We start from the raw sequence: 14,537 nt of genomic DNA, 5'->3' as shown, positions 1-14,537 counted from the left end.
CGCAGTCGGCGAGCGGCGGGGCGTCGAGCAGGGCGGCGCGATCGGCCCGCCGAAGGTGTCCCGGCGTGCGGGCACGGACCGAGGCCAGGGCGGCTTCCGATGGGCGGTGGTGCTGCTGCGACTGCGGCACCTGCGCCCGACCGGGCGCGGCCGGTGAGGCCGGCGCCCCGGAGACCGGCCCCGGGTGACCGCCGCCGCGGGCCTGCTGGGAGAGCGCGGCCTTGAGCTGGCGCGCGACGCTGGCGAGGGCTGCGGCGCTGGGCCAGCGCGCGGCCGGGTCCTTGGCCAACGCTCGTTCCACCACTGCCCTGACCTGCGGCGGAATGTCCGCGGGCAGTGGTCGGGGCGTCTCCCGCACGTGCCGCATGGCGATGTCGAGCGGGTTGTCGCCCTCGAACGGGCGCCGCCCGGCCAGGCACTGGTACGCGACCACGCCGAGCGCGTACACGTCGGACGCCGGGGTGGCGACACCGCCGGTGGCCTGCTCCGGCGAGATGTACGAGGCGGTGCCCAGCACCGAACCGGCGGCGGTGAGCTGGCCCACCAGGTCGGAGCGGGCGATGCCGAAGTCGGTGAGCACCAGCGTCCCGTTCGGCCGGACCAGCAGGTTGCCCGGCTTCACGTCGCGGTGCACGATGCCCTTCTCGTGCGCGGCGTGCAGCGCGTCCGCGGCCTGCGCGACGAGGGCCATCGTCCGGGCCGGAGTGAGCCGACCGACCCGGCTCAGCGTCGACGACAGGGCGTCGCCCTCGACGTACTCCATGACCAGGAACGCGATCTGCTGGTCGTTGCCGAAGTCGTAGACGTCCACCACGCCCGGGTGGTTGATGGTGGCCATGGTCCGGGCCTCGCCGCGGAACCGCTCGGCGAAGTCCGGGTCGTCGAGTAGCGCGGGGAGCAGGCTCTTCACCGCGACCGTCCGCCCGAGCACCTGGTCGGTGCCACGCCACACGTCACCCATGCCGCCGCTGGCGATCCGCTCGTCGAGACGGTAGCGGTTGCCGAGCTGGACGCCGGGGCTGAGCATGTCAGCGACCCCCGGGGTCGGCGATGGCGGCCCGCATGATCTGACCGCCGATCCGGGCCGCCTCGGCGCTGCCACCGGGGCCGGCCTGCTCCAGCATCACGCAGACCGCGGAGATCGGCTCCTTGTTCTTGTCCAGTACGAAGCCGATGAACCAGCCGTGGTCGGGGCGGTCCGGGGCGGACTGGGCGGTACCGGTCTTGCCGCCGACCGTGTAGCCGCTGATGGCGGCCTTCTTGCCGGTCCCGTTCTGGACCACGCTGACCATCATGTCGCGCAGGTCGCTGGCGACCTGCGGGCTCACCGGCTGACGCAGCTCCCGCGCCTTCGCCGTGTAGTAGCTGGTGGTCCGGTCCGGAGCGAGCAGCTGCCGCACCAGATACGGCCGCATCTGGCTGCCGTTGTGGGCCACCGCGCCGGCGATCATGGCGCCCTCCAGCGGCGTCATCCGGACGTCCCGCTGCCCGATCGAGGACTGGGCGAGCGCGGCCGGGTCGTCGCCGCCGTCGGTGTTCTGGATGCTGCCGGTCCGGCTGGCCGCGGTGGGCAGGCCACCCTCGCCGAGCTGGCCGACCGTCAGGTCCTCCTGCTCGAAGCCGAACTGGCGGGCCTTCTCCTTGATGGTGTTGGCGCCGAGCCGTACGCCGAGCTGGGCGAAGCCGGTGTTGCACGACTCGGTGACCGCGTCCAGCAGGCTGATCTGCGGCTCCGGGCAGATCGAGGCTGCGGCGTTGCGGATCGGCTCACCGGAGGTGGGTGGGGTGTAGCTGGGACCGGCCGGGATCTGGGTGGTCTTGGTGATGCCGTTCTCCAACGCCGCGGCCGCAACCACGATCTTGAAGGTGGAGCCCGGCGGCAGCGTCTCGGAGAGCGCCCGGTTCTTCAGCGGGCCCTCCGGGTCCTGCTCCAACCTGTTGTACGCAGCCGCCGCCTGGGAGGTGTCGTGGCTGGCCAGCGGGTTCGGGTCGAAGCTGGGCATGGAGACCAGCGCCTGCACCGCCCCGGTCCGCGGGTCGATGGCGATGGCCGCGCCCCTCTTGGCCCCCACCTGGTTGTTGCGCAGCTGGTCGTACGCCACGTCCTGGGCCCGCTTGGAGAGCGTGAGCAGCACGTTTCCGCCACCGGTCTGGTCGCCGGTGAACATGTCCTTGAACCGGTCGCCGATGAGCTGGTCGCTGGTGCCGGCCAGGAAGTCGTTCTCCACCCGTTCGATGCCGGTGTCGGCCAGGTTGACCGGCTTGTAGCCGAGTACCTGCGCGTACTTCGCACCGCCCGGGTAGGTGCGCTGGAACTTCAGCTTGCCGGTGGTTTCCTTGCTGGTGGCCAGTGCCGTGCCGCCGGCCTCGATGTTGCCGCGCTTGCGGTCGTACTCGGCGACCTGGACCCGGCCGTTGTAGTCGCTGGTGCGGTACTCGTCGGCCTTGTACGCCTGGATCCAGTTGAGATTGGCGAAGAGCAGGCCGAACAGGACCATGACGACGACGCCGACGCGGCGCAGGGGTGCGTTCACGGCTTGATCACCTCCGTGGGGGCACCGTGCAGTTGCTCGGGCGGGCCACCGGCGGGCCGGGCGGCCTTGCCGCCACCTCCGGTCACCGGCCGGCGGGCTCCGTCGGAGACCCGCAGCAGCACCGCGATGAGCAGCCAGTTGGCCATCAGCGACGAACCACCGGCGGACAGGAACGGGGTGGTCTGACCGGTCAGCGGGATGAGCTTGCTGATCCCCCCGACGATCACGAAGACCTGGAGGCCGAGGGTGAACGCGAGACCGCCGGCGAGCAGCTTGCCGAACGAGTCGCGTACCGCGAGTGCGGCGCGCAGCCCCCGCTCCACGATCAGCAGGTAGACCACCAGCAGCGCGGAGAGCCCGAAGAGACCGATCTCCTCACCGATACCGGCGAAGATGAAGTCGTTCTGCACCTCCGGCAGGATCTCCGGCTGGCCGCCGCCCGGCCCCGCGCCGAAGAGCCCACCCGTGCCCAGGGCGAGCAGCCCCTGGACCAGCTGGTAGCCCTTGTCGGTGGGGTCGGCGAACGGATCCAGCCAGATCTCCGCCCGCACGTAGAAGTTGGCGAACGGGCCGCCGACCGTCGAGCCGAGGAAGTACGCCAGGTAGGCGCCGCCGAAGAAGAGGACCAGACCGATCAGCAGCCAACTGACCCGTTCGGTGGCGATGTAGAGAGTCACCACGAACATGCCGAAGTAGAGCAGCGAGGTGCCCAGGTCCTTCTCGAAGACGAGCACCAGGAGGCTGATCAACCAGACCACGACCACCGGGCCGAGGTCGCGCCCACGGGGGAAGTCGATGCCGAGCAGACGCCGGCTGGCCAGCGACAGCACCTCACGCTTGCGCACCAGGTAGTAGGCGAAGAAGACCAGCAGCGCCAACTTGGCGAACTCACCGGGCTGGAGGGAGAAACCACCCACCCGGATCCACAGCTTGGCGCCGTTGATCTCCGAGATGCTGGACGGCAGTACCGCCGGGAGCATCACCAGCACGATGCCGGCCAACCCCAGGGTGTACGCGTACCGGGACACCGATCGGTGGTCGCGCATGATGGCGAGCAGGCCGGCGGCCAGGATCACCGAGGCGAGCGTCCACGCCAACTGCCGCCCCCCGATGCCGGCGAAGACCGCCAGGCTCTCCCGGTCGGCCACCGGCGCCTCGCCCAGGTCGATGCGGCGCAGGAAGCCCACCCCGAGACCGTTGAGCAGAGCCACCGCCGGCAACAGGGCCGGGTCGGCGAACGGCGCGAGGAAGCGGATGACCAGATGCAGACCGAGGAAGACCGCGCCGAGGGCGGCGGCGGGCATCCAGAAGTCCGGGGTGACCGTGTCGAGCAGGTTCGCCTCGACGGTCGCCCCGTACGCGGCCACCAGCACCATGGCGAGCAGCAGCAGGGACAGCTCGGCGTTGCGTCGGGACCGGGCCAGGCGTACGCCGGACTGCTCGCCCGTGGTCGCGGGCGAGGGTGCCGGTGTGGCCGCTACGGTCACGGGTGGAGTCCTCGGGATCTCAGTCGACGCTCACTCAGGAGACCGGCAACCGGCCGGGTCGAGCGTCGGCGGTGTCGAGTCGGAGGGCGTGGCGTCGGGTGTGGTCGTCGGGTCGGTCGCGCCGACGGTGGCGGTGGCCTCGGGGGTCGGGCCCGTGGTCACGGCACCGTTGGGAGTCACCGGCGTGTTGGCGCTGGGGCTGCGTTCGGCGGCGCGGGCGTTCCGTCCGGGGTCGGTGTCCCACCCACCACGGTCGGGTCGGACGGGCAGAGCGGCTTCAGGTTCGGGTTGCTCGGGGTGTCGCTGGTCAGCTCGGCGAGCTGGCGCTCGGCGTCCGGCTCGCTCTTGGCCCGGATGCCCACCTTGACGGTGTCCTGCGCGGCGACGGTGAGGTCGTCCAGCCGGGTCCCGCTGGTGCGGTGCACGGTGGAGAGGTCCACCCCGGCGATCTGACCCTGAACGCCACGGAAGACGGCGACCTGCCCCTCCTCGGTGGCACCCACGTAGTACTGCCGCTGGGTGTACGTCCAGCCGGCGAAGGACCCGCCACCGACGATCACCAGCAGGGCCAGCGCCATGGCGGCGGTCCGTACCGGCCGACGCTTCGGCCGCTCCGGCTCGTCGTCCGATGCGGCGGGCTCCTCGGGCGCGGCCGGGCGTGGCGCGGAGAGCGCGGAGGCCCGGGCGGCCGGTGTGGAGTCGTCGGCGGAGGTGGCCATGCCCCGGTCCCGGGCGGCGGCGCCGCCGACGATCGGGGTCGCCTCGACGATGTCCTGATCGGTGGCGTCGGCGATGATCACGGTGATGTTGTCCGGCCCGCCGCCGCGCAGCGCGAGCTGCACCAGCCGCTCGACGCACTGCTGCGGGTCGGTGTACTCCCGCAGGGTCTCGCCGATGGTCTCGGCGCTGACCACGCCGGAGAGGCCGTCGCTGCAGATCAGATACCGGTCACCTGGGAGAACCTGGCGCACCGAGTACTCCGGGTCGATGTCCCGGCCGTCCAGGGCCCGGGTCAGCAGCGACCGTTGCGGGTGGCTGCTCGCCTCCTCGGCGCTGATCCGCCCCTCGTCGACGAGCATCTGGACGTACGTGTCGTCCTTGGTGATCTGCGCGAACTCACCGTTGCGCAGCAGGTAGGCCCGCGAGTCGCCGATGTGGACCATCCCCAGCTTGCTGCCGGAGAAGAGGGTCGCCGTCAGCGTGGTGCCCATCCCCTCCAGCTGCGGGTTGGCGTCCACCGTGTCGCGGAGTTGTTGGTTGGCGGTGCCCACGGCCGAACGCAGCGCGTCGACGAGAGCGTCCCCCGGGACGTCCTCGTCGAGCGGTGCCATGGCACCGATGACGATGTTGCTGGCGACGTCACCGGCGGCCATGCCGCCCATGCCGTCGGCAACGGCGAGTAGCCGCGGCCCGGCGTAGACGGAGTCTTGATTGCCGTCTCGGATCAGACCGCGGTCGCTGTGGGCCGCATAACGCAGGGTCAGAGTCATGGCCGTAATTCGAGGGAAGTGCGGCCGATCCGGATCGGCACGCCGAGGGGGACGGGGGTTGGTCCGGTGACCTTAGCGCGATCGAGGTACGTGCCGTTAGTCGAGCCGAGGTCCTCGACGAACCACTGCCCGTCGCGCGGCACGAGTCGGGCGTGCCGCGCGGAGGCGTAGTCGTCGGTGATGACCAGGGTGGAATCCTCGGCCCGACCGATGGTGATCTGCGCTTCACCGAGAGTGATCCGGGTGCCGGCCAACTGGCCGGCGGTCACCACCAGCTGGTGTGCCGCCCTACCCCGCTTCACCTTCGCCGGTTTGGCCGCCTGCCCCGTCGAGGCGCCCACGGCTCGTGGCGCCGCCACCAGGCGACCGGACCGGGCCCCCGCGAACAGGTCTCGACGGATCACGCCGACCACCGTGAACACGAAGATCCACAGCAGGATCAGGAATCCGAACCGGGCAACGGTGATGACCAGTTCCGGCAAGGCGGGTCAGCCGTCCACGCGGAAGGTCAGCGTCGTGGTGCCGAGCTGGACCATGTCACCCGGGTTGAGGGCGACGGCGGAGACCCGCTGACCGTTGACCATGGTGCCGTTGGTCGACCCCAGATCGGTCAGCACGACCTGGCCGCCATCGAAATCCAGCCGGGCGTGTCGCCGGGAGATGCCGACGTCGGGCAGGCGCAGGTTGGCCTGGTCGCCGCGACCGATCACCGTCGACCCCATCTGGAGCGGGTAGGTACGGCCGTCGCCGGAGACCAGCCGCACGTTGCGGCCACCACCGTGGCCGGGCGGCGGGCCGTAGCCACCACCCTGGTCGTACGCGGGGTACGCGGGCGGGCCGGCGTCGTAGCCGGGCGCCGACACCGGGGCGACCTCGCCACCGGTGTAGACCTCGGCGGTGACCCGGAACATGCCCGTGTCCAGGCCGTCCCCCCGCTCGATCTCGACGATCACGTCACCGTAGACCGTCCAGGCCTGCTCGCCGATGAACTCCGCCTGCGACTGGGCCAACTCCTGGGCCAGCGCGGCGGCGTACGGCGCCAGACGACTGTGGTCGAACGGCGAGAGATCGATCACGTAGCGGTTGGGCACCAACGTGCGCCCACCGGCCAGGATCGCCTTGTGCGCCTCGGCCTCCCGCTGCATGGCGTTGAGGATCTCCACGGGGTGGACCACCCCTTTGAAGACCTTGGCAAAGGCCCCTTCGACCAGGCCTTCCAGACGCTTCTCGAAGCGTTGCAGCACGCTCACCGGCTCCTCCTCGGGTCCCGAGGACATGATGGTATCCGGCCGGCGCGCGTGCAGCTCACACGCCGCTCGGCCGCCTGCTTCCGGCCTGTTCGGAAGGGCCGGGACTGCCGTGCTACTCTTTCGTCCGCCACGAACGGTAACCGCTCGTGGCGAGCGTCGGGGACAGCGTAGTATCTCCGGGGCCCGTTGGAGACAGCGGGTTCGGGGCGGCTAAAGTGTTCCGGGTCGTGCCACGGGGATGTGGCGGAATGGCAGACGCGCACGGTTCAGGTCCGTGTGCCCGAAAGGGCGTGGGGGTTCAACTCCCCCCATCCCCACCACCGACGAGGGCTCCGCATCATGCGGGGCCCTTCCGTCATATCGGGGCGTGCCGGGCGTCACGCTATGCTCCGATGGATTCTGCCTCCGATGGACCAGGAGTGGCGTGTGAGTGTCGCGTTGGTGACCGGGTCTGGTGGTCTGATCGGCTCCGAGGCGGTCCGGCACTTCGCCGGCCTCGGCCTGGATGTCGTCGGCATCGACAACGACATGCGCCGGTACTTCTTCGGTGCGGACGGCTCCACATCGTGGAGCCTCGAACGACTCGCCCGTGACCTGGGTAACTCGTACACCCACTTCGCCGTGGACATCCGGGACCGCGACGGCCTGGAGCAGGTGTTCAAGAAGTACGGCTCGGACATCGCCGTGGTGATCCACAGCGCCGCGCAGCCGAGCCACGACTGGGCGGCGAAGGAGCCGTACACCGACTTCGACGTCAACGCCGGCGGCACGCTGAACATCCTGGAGAACACCCGGCGGCACGCGATCGACGCCCCGTTCATCCACTGCTCGACCAACAAGGTCTACGGTGACCGGCCCAACAGCCTGCCGCTGATCGAGCTGGAGACCCGGTACGAGCTGCCCGAGGACCACAGGTGGTACAGGGGCATCACCGAGGACATGTCGATCGACAACTCCCTGCACTCGATCTTCGGCGCGTCCAAGGTCGCCTCGGACGTGATGGTCCAGGAGTACGGCCGCTACTTCGACATGAAGACCGCCTGCTTCCGCGGTGGCACGCTGACCGGCCCGGCGCACTCGGCGGCCGAGCTGCACGGCTTCCTGGCGTACCTGATGCGCTGCGTGATGGAAGGCCGGACTTACAACCTGTTCGGCTACAAGGGCAAGATGGTCCGCGACGCGATCCACTCGCGGGACGTGCTGACGGCGTTCGAGGCGTTCTTCCGGGCGCCGCGTTCGGCGGAGGTCTACAACCTCGGCGGCGGGCGGCACTCCAACACCTCGCACATCGAGGCGTTCCGGATCGCCGAGGAGATCACCGGCCGCGAGGCGCGGATCAACTACGTCGAGCAGAACCGCACGGGCGACCACCAGTGGTACGTCAGCAGCATGGCCCGGTTCGAGGAGCAGTACCCGGACTGGAAGATCACGTACGACGTACCCATGATCCTGCGGGAAATCTACGAGGCCAACGTCGACAAGTGGGTGCACCAGTCATGACGGCCAAGACCAAGCGCAACGTGCTCGGCGTCCTGGTCGACGCCACCGACTACGCCACGGCGACCGACGCGGTGGTGACCGCCGCGCACGAACGGCGTCCCCTCGCGCTGACCGCGCTGGCCGTGCACGGCGTGATGACCGGTGTCCTGGACCCGGCGCACAACGCCCGGCTCAACTCGTTCGACGTGGTCACGCCGGACGGGCAGCCGGTGCGCTGGGCGCTCAACCTGCTGCACCACGCCGGGCTCACCGACCGGGTCTACGGGCCGACGCTGACCCTGCACGTGCTGTCCCGCTTCGCCGACGAGGGGCTGCCCGTCTACCTGTACGGATCGACCGAGGAGACCCTGGCCCGGTTGATTCCGGCGCTGGAGCGGATGTTTCCCGCGCTGAAGATCGCCGGGGTGGAGCCGTCCAAGTTCCGGGCCGTCCAGCCGGGCGAGGACGCCGAGATCGCCGACCGGATCCGGTCCAGCGGCGCGCGGCTGGTCCTGGTCGGGCTCGGCTGCCCGCGCCAGGAGGTCTTCACGTACGCCATGCGACCGCTGCTCGACATGCCGATGATGGCGGTCGGCGCGGCCTTCGACTACCACGCCGGGCTGCTGCGCCAGCCACCGCCGTGGATGCAGCGCGCCGGGCTGGAGTGGTTCTGGCGGCTCGGTCTGGAGCCGAAGCGGCTGTGGCGCCGCTACGTGATCCTCAACCCGGCCTACCTGGCCCGGCTGGCCGCGCAGAAGACCGGCCTGTGGAAGGCACGCCCGCCGGCCCCGGCCACCGAGCGGCCACCCACCTTCGCGGTCTGATCCCCGATCCGTACGACACCGAGGCCCCACCCGACGTTCCGGGTGGGGCCTCGGTCGTGGGAGACGGTCAGACGGTCAGGGTCCAGGTGTTGATGTAGCCGGTGTCGGCCGCGTAGGTGTCGCGCACCTGGAGCCGCCAGGTGCCGTCGGCGGCCTCACCGGACACGTTGGCCGTGTACGTGGTGTTCACGTTGTCGGCGCTGTCCGAGGTGCTGGTGTTCTTCAGCCGGTACGCACTGCCGTCCGGGGCGAGCAGGTCGATGACCAGGTCACCTCGGAAGGTGTGCACGATGTTCACCGCCACCGTGGAGGCCGACGAGGCGTTGCGGCCGCAGCCGGCGATGGTGATCGAGCTGGTCACCGCCGCACCGGCGTCCGGGATCGACACGTCGGTGCCGTTGGTGCCGGTGCAGCCGGTCGGCGGCGGGGTGGTGCCGCCGGCGCCCACGTACAGCAGCCGGTTCGGCGATCCGGAGCCGGGGTTGCTGACCACGTTGGGGGTCGCGTTGGCCACCATCTGGTCGCGGACCTGCTGCGGCGTCCAGCCCGGGTTGGCACTGGCCAGCAGGGCCGCCGCGCCGACCACGTGCGGCGTGGCCATCGAGGTGCCGCTGATCGTGTTGGTCGCGGTGTTGCTCGTGTACCAGGCCGAGGTGATCGACGAACCCGGCGCGAAGATGTCCAGGCAGGTGCCGACGTTGGAGAACGACGAGCGGGCGTCCGAGCTGGTCGTCGAGCCGACCGTGATGGCCTCCGCGGTACGCGCCGGCGAGGTGTTGCAGGCGTTCGCGCCGTTGTCGTTTCCGGCCGCCAGGCCGTACGTCACGCCGGAGGCGATCGAGTTGCGCACGGCGGTGTCCAGCGAGCTGTTCGCCCCGCCGCCGAGGCTCATGTTCGCCACCGCCGGCTTGATCGCGTTCTGGGTGACCCAGTCGACGCCGGCGATCACGCCCGCGTTGGTGCCACTGCCGGAGCAGTTCAGCACCCGTACGCCGACCAGCTGGACGCCCTTGGCGACCCCGTACGCGGACCCGCCGACCGTGCCGGCGACGTGCGTGCCGTGGCCGTTGCAGTCGTCGGCCGACCCGCCGTCCACCGCGTCGTAGCCGGAGGTGGCCCGGCCGCCGAAGTCGTTGTGGGAGAAGCGGATGCCGGTGTCGATGATGTAGGCGTGCACGTTGCTCGCCGTGTTCGGGTAGGTGTAGGAGCTGTTTAGTGGCAGGTTGCGCTGGTCGATCCGGTCCAGGCCCCAGGAGGGCGGGTTGGCCTGCGTTCCGGAGATCGAGACGGTGTGGTTCTGCTCGACGTACGCCACCGCCGGGTCGGCCGCGATCCGCGCCGCCGCCTTCGCGCTCACGGTGACCTCGAAGCCGCGCAGCGCCGTGCCGTAGGTGCGGGCCACCGTGCCACCGTGACGGCCGGACAGCCGCTTCGCGGTGTCGCCGACCCGGTCGCGGGCCACGGCGCTGTCCTTGAGGACGACGATGTAGCTGTCCGGCACGGCGGTGGCTCCGCCGGCGGCCTGGACCACACCGACGGGTTCGGCGGCCAGGGCCGGGGTGCCGACGGCCAGCGCGGTCGCCGTGGCCACCCCGACCAGTACGGACCTGCGTGGAAGACCCATCTCCCTACCTCCCTCCGACCGGCGGCGGATCGCGACCACCGGCCTCGAGATCAATCGACTGTTGCCGATCGAGCTGAGGGTATTTCAGCGGTCGCCCGGTGGGACATGTCGAAACGTCCATAACCTCGGTGGGATGACCCCCTACGGGACCTGGCTCCGGGGCGGACGGGGGACCTGCCCGGAACCGCTCCGCCCCGATTCGGGGAAGACTTTCCGACATGGAGAGTCAGCTCACCATCCTGTTGCCGATCGCCGCCGTCTGGCTGGCCGCCGGCGTCCTGGCCGACGGCCTTCCCCGGCTGCGCGACGCCCGCACGCTGCGCAGGCGTACCGGATGGTTGCTGGCCCTCGCCCTGACCGGCGCGGCGCTCACCGCCGTCACTCTCACCGGCGGGCTGCTCAGCGCCGGCGCCACCCCGGTCGACCGGGCTGCCGCCGGGCTGATCCTGACCATCGGCCCCGCGCTCGTCGTGGTGGTCTGCTCGGTACGGCGTATCCGTCGGCTGTGGGCCGGAGCCGGCGCGTTCGCCAGCGCGCCGGCACCCCCGCGCCGCACGGCCTGCGCGCCGCGGCGGCACATCCCCTCGTCGGGGCTGCCGTTGCAGGTCAGCGCACTGACCACGCTGCCGGCCGTGATCGCGGCCGCCGGCGCCGACCTCGGCGCCGAGCCCGGTGTCACCGGTCCGGCGATCACCGTGGGTGCGCTCGCGGTGGCCGTCATCGGCGTCCGGCACGCGCTCCGGCACAGCCGGCTCGCCGAGCGGACCCGACCGGCGGCGTCACCGTCAGCGCGAGCGGCCGGACCCCTGCACGTATAGCAGCTCCAGGATCGCCCGGGTCGCCTCGAACCAGCGGTCCAGCCAGCCGGGCGGCGGCACGCTGCCCTTCGGCGGCAACTCCAGCAGCAGGCCGCGCAGCAGCGGGTGGTCGGCCAGCGACCCGGTGGCCTCCATCGGCCAGCCGCTCGGCGGGAACGACGGCTCGACCAGCGGATTCGGGTCGAGAGAGGGCAGCGAGAGAGGCGGGTCGGCCGACTCCGCGGCGGACGACTCCTGCTCGCTCGAAACCACCTCGGTCAGTACGGTGTCCCGACGCGCCCCGCGGTACTTGCCACCGAACCGCTCCGGCTTACCCGGACCGTTGGTGAGATTGTCTGACCCGATCGTCGTCATCCGTCTCGCCTACCTCGCTCGGTTGCGGATCGGTGCGGCGGATCATCGACCAGCGCCGCTACCGACCGGTTCAACGAGACGGGCCCGCTGTGGCGACGGGAATCCCGGCGGAACCTCGCGGCGCTCGTCTCCGACGGTGGCACGACGCCCGCCCCCTCCGGGCACGGGAAGGTCCCCGCCCGGTCGGAACCGGACGGGGACCCACGCGACGCTCGGTCAGGCCGAGCCGAACACACCACCTCTGGTGCCGGCGACGAAGGCGTGCCAGTCACCCGGGGCGAAGACCAGGGCCGGGCCGGCCTTGTCCTTCGAATCCCGCACTCCGACCGCCCCGGTCACGTACGCCACCTCCACGCAGTTGTCACAGTTCGGCCCGCTCTTCGAGCTCTTGAACCATGCTGCCTGCGTCAGGTCCACGGGGAACCCCTTGGTCGCCATTTCCACAACGGCTCCTCTGCCAGTTTTGCGATGTGTGCGACGGACTCCTCCGGACGTATGGCCGCAGCGCGGATGTGATCGAAGATGAAGCTGTACTTCTGTAGTTCGTCGCTCTTCTCCAGGAAGAGCCCACCCGTGGCGTTCTCCGCGTACACAACATCCGGATCACCGGGCTCAGGGAAGCTGAGGATCGTGAAGGTCCCGTCCATGCCGGCGTGAGCTCCCACCTCGAAGGGGAGGATCTGGAGCGTCACGTTCGGCAACTCGGCCACCTCGACCAGCCTCTTCAGCTGGCCGCGCATCACCTCGTCCCCGCCCACCGGCCGACTTACCACCGCCTCATCGAGCACCACCCACAGATCGACCGGATCGTCCTGGGTCAACAACGACTGACGGCCCAGTCGGACACGCACCCTCTGGTGTACCTGATCGGCGGTGAAGTCCGGCCGGGCGGCGCGGATCATCGCCCCGGCGTACTCCTCGGTCTCCAAGAGACCTGGCACCACCTGCTGTTCGTACGCCCGGATCGAACTCGCCGCGGCCTCCAGCCCGACGTACGCGCCGACGAGCACGGTGCTGTACGGATGCCACCAGCCCTTCTGTCGGGCCTCCCGGGCGATCTGCACGAGTTCGTCGCTCTCGGCACCCACCACCCCGTAGATCCGCAGCATGTCCCGCACGTCGCGCGGCGTGGCCGTGGTGTGGCCGGTCTCGATCCGGGAGACCTTCGACGCCGAGCACTCCAACTGCTCGGCGACGACCTCGATGGTGATCCCGGCGGACTCCCTCTGGCGGCGCAGCTCGGCACCGAGCCGACGTCGCCTGATGGTCGGGCTGCGCCGCTCACTCATCGCGCGAGCCTTGAGTAACTGGTCTCCGCCGCTGGCTGCTCGACCCCACTCGGGCTACCTCCGGTCGACGCGCCACTGGCTGCCGCCCGCCGGGGGCGCGACCGTCGACCGGCGAACGCTCGCGGCGAGGGGGATGGTGCCGGTCGTCGGCCGGCCGCGACGGGCGAAACCGGCCCCCAGTCTGCCGTCCGGACACGGAAGGCTTCAAGAGCGTCTTTGCACGACACGCTCACGTATCGGCAAAAGTCGACGTGCAACTTGCATGAAGCACCTCCCTGATGCACTCTGTCCGTATGGCACGGATCACTCAGCGTCTCCGTCCGCTCCCCCGGAGTGGTGATCCCACCGATCCGGGGGCGTCGGGCACGACGCGGGTCCGGCCGGCGACACCGAGACCTGCTCCGGGGTGATGACCCCGCCGCTGCAAGCCGGCAAGCTGCGGCGGCGGGCGCGGTTCCTGGTAGCAGCCGGGTGATGGTCGGGTGGCGGCACGCCACCAGCGGAGTACGGCCCGACCACCACCATCCGCACCACCGGTCCACGAGGCACGACCCCGTCACCGGCCGAGACTCTTCCCCAGTCACCGCCGGCTCAACCGCCGGCCAACCCTCCCCAGGAGCCCATGTGCTTCCCCGCTCCGGTGACGTTCTGCACGTGACTCGCGCGGCGAGTGTCCAGTTCCTCAGGCCGATCATGTTCCGGGTGATCCGGGTGCTCGACTGGCCGACGTACGACGGTTGGCTCTGGCTCGACGGCTACGAGCTCAACGCCGCGGGCGACGCGGTCAACCGACGGTCGATCTTCGTCCAGCGGGAAGGGTTGCAACAGGTGCAGGCCGCACCGGAACCCCGCCCGCACACCGTACGTACGCGGCGGCCCGTCTCCCGTACCCCCGTCCGGGTGGGCTGACCACCGCGATCCGCCACGGTGGGCGTGCCGTCGCCATAGAATTGGTACGCCCACCCCGGCACCGTTCCACCCGCACGTCCAGGGCCCTGAGCCTGGGATGGTCATGGTCAATCAGCCCGCCCTGCGGCGGCACCACCGCTCCCGTATCGCCTACGCCTTCGGACTGCTCGCCCTGCTCGGGGCCGTGACCACACTCGTGGTCCTGGTCCGCGACCCGGCGTCGTCCGCGACCCGGCTGACCACCCCGGTGCCGGCACCGGAGATCACCGTGGTGGACGCCGACCCACCAGTGCAGGACGACCCCGGCCGGATCGGCGCCGCCGCCCCGAACCGCCACGCCGACCCGACCGGCTCGGCCGCCGGCGCCGGTGCCGGCGGTCAGTCGACGGACGGCAGGACCTCGCCCAGGCGGGCCCGACCGGGCACACCGCCACGGACGTCCGCCGCTCCCTGTTCTGGTCCGGGATCTTCGGCCTCAC

Annotated in this window: 13 protein-coding genes, 1 tRNA gene and 2 pseudogenes; 6 read left to right on the top strand and 10 right to left on the bottom strand. The window is 70.7% G+C overall.

Features of this window, described 5'->3' with window-relative positions; all coding sequences use genetic code 11:
- The 6 genes and pseudogenes from JNW91_RS23165 to JNW91_RS23140 form a co-directional block, all read right to left on the bottom strand.
- Window positions 1-1,027 (bottom strand): annotated as a pseudogene (locus JNW91_RS23165) (serine/threonine-protein kinase); the annotation flags it as partial.
- 1 nt (window position 1,028) lies between these two features.
- Window positions 1,029-2,534, bottom strand: a complete 1,506-nt coding sequence (locus JNW91_RS23160; RefSeq protein WP_203177555.1) for a peptidoglycan D,D-transpeptidase FtsI family protein — start codon at window positions 2,532-2,534, stop codon at window positions 1,029-1,031.
- On the bottom strand, window positions 2,531-4,021 hold the full coding sequence (locus tag JNW91_RS23155; protein ID WP_203177554.1) for an FtsW/RodA/SpoVE family cell cycle protein: 1,491 nt from the start codon (window positions 4,019-4,021) through the stop codon (window positions 2,531-2,533). Before JNW91_RS23155 ends, JNW91_RS23160 begins: the two co-directional genes overlap by 4 nt.
- A gap of 30 nt (window positions 4,022-4,051) precedes the next feature.
- Window positions 4,052-5,511, bottom strand: a pseudogene (locus JNW91_RS23150) (protein phosphatase 2C domain-containing protein).
- Window positions 5,508-5,993, bottom strand: a complete 486-nt coding sequence (locus JNW91_RS23145; RefSeq protein ID WP_074315675.1) for an FHA domain-containing protein FhaB/FipA — start codon at window positions 5,991-5,993, stop codon at window positions 5,508-5,510. Before JNW91_RS23145 ends, JNW91_RS23150 begins: the two are co-directional and overlap by 4 nt.
- A 6-nt stretch (window positions 5,994-5,999) precedes the next feature.
- Window positions 6,000-6,788 carry an FhaA domain-containing protein gene (locus JNW91_RS23140; protein WP_139586798.1) on the bottom strand — a complete coding sequence of 263 codons (789 nt, stop codon included), beginning with the start codon at window positions 6,786-6,788 and terminating at the stop codon, window positions 6,000-6,002.
- 207 nt (window positions 6,789-6,995) lie between these two features.
- Between JNW91_RS23140 and JNW91_RS23135 the strand changes: the two genes are divergently transcribed.
- The 3 genes from JNW91_RS23135 to JNW91_RS23125 all read left to right on the top strand — a co-directional run bounded on the left by JNW91_RS23135 (window position 6,996) and on the right by JNW91_RS23125 (window position 9,064).
- Window positions 6,996-7,081 (top strand) — tRNA-Leu (locus JNW91_RS23135).
- Window positions 7,082-7,145: 64 nt separating this feature from the next.
- A complete protein-coding gene (locus JNW91_RS23130) occupies window positions 7,146-8,261 on the top strand; it encodes an NAD-dependent epimerase/dehydratase family protein (RefSeq protein ID WP_203177553.1) in 1,116 nt (371 codons plus the stop codon).
- Window positions 8,258-9,064 (top strand): WecB/TagA/CpsF family glycosyltransferase, encoded by an 807-nt coding sequence (locus JNW91_RS23125; protein ID WP_203177552.1) that lies wholly within the window; start codon window positions 8,258-8,260, stop codon window positions 9,062-9,064. Before JNW91_RS23130 ends, JNW91_RS23125 begins: the two co-directional genes overlap by 4 nt.
- Window positions 9,065-9,131: 67 nt before the next feature.
- On the opposite strand, the gene JNW91_RS23120 is transcribed toward JNW91_RS23125, so the two are convergent.
- Window positions 9,132-10,688 (bottom strand): S8 family peptidase, encoded by a 1,557-nt coding sequence (locus JNW91_RS23120; RefSeq protein WP_203177551.1) that lies wholly within the window; start codon window positions 10,686-10,688, stop codon window positions 9,132-9,134.
- 218 nt (window positions 10,689-10,906) lie between these two features.
- On the opposite strand from JNW91_RS23120, the gene JNW91_RS23115 reads away from it, so the two are divergent.
- Window positions 10,907-11,506: a hypothetical protein gene (locus JNW91_RS23115; RefSeq protein WP_238425537.1), complete on the top strand. Its 600-nt coding sequence runs from the start codon at window positions 10,907-10,909 to the stop codon at window positions 11,504-11,506.
- Here the strand turns inward: JNW91_RS23115 and JNW91_RS23110 are convergent.
- The 3 genes from JNW91_RS23110 to JNW91_RS23100 all read right to left on the bottom strand — a co-directional run bounded on the left by JNW91_RS23110 (window position 11,474) and on the right by JNW91_RS23100 (window position 13,149).
- Complete coding sequence (locus JNW91_RS23110) at window positions 11,474-11,860, bottom strand: hypothetical protein (protein WP_203177550.1); 387 nt, start codon at window positions 11,858-11,860, stop codon at window positions 11,474-11,476. The two genes, JNW91_RS23115 and JNW91_RS23110, sit on opposite strands and share 33 nt — an antisense overlap.
- Window positions 11,861-12,076: 216 nt before the next feature.
- Entirely contained in the window at window positions 12,077-12,298 is a 222-nt protein-coding gene (locus JNW91_RS23105) for a DUF397 domain-containing protein (RefSeq protein WP_203177549.1), read from the bottom strand.
- The gene (locus tag JNW91_RS23100; protein WP_030487606.1) at window positions 12,268-13,149 is read right to left on the bottom strand and encodes a helix-turn-helix domain-containing protein; all 882 of its coding nucleotides are present in this window, start codon (window positions 13,147-13,149) and stop codon (window positions 12,268-12,270) included. Before JNW91_RS23100 ends, JNW91_RS23105 begins: the two co-directional genes overlap by 31 nt.
- Window positions 13,150-13,773: 624 nt before the next feature.
- Between JNW91_RS23100 and JNW91_RS23095 the strand changes: the two genes are divergently transcribed.
- On the top strand, window positions 13,774-14,058 hold the full coding sequence (locus JNW91_RS23095) for a hypothetical protein (protein WP_139586807.1): 285 nt from the start codon (window positions 13,774-13,776) through the stop codon (window positions 14,056-14,058).
- 103 nt (window positions 14,059-14,161) lie between these two features.
- A partial coding sequence (locus JNW91_RS23090; protein ID WP_238425536.1) for a hypothetical protein occupies window positions 14,162-14,537 on the top strand: 376 nt, incomplete at its 3' end.

It is taken from the genome of Micromonospora parastrephiae, assembly GCF_016802865.1.
Lineage (GTDB): Bacteria > Actinomycetota > Actinomycetes > Mycobacteriales > Micromonosporaceae > Micromonospora > Micromonospora parastrephiae.
This window is presented reverse-complemented; position numbering and strand designations above follow the sequence as displayed.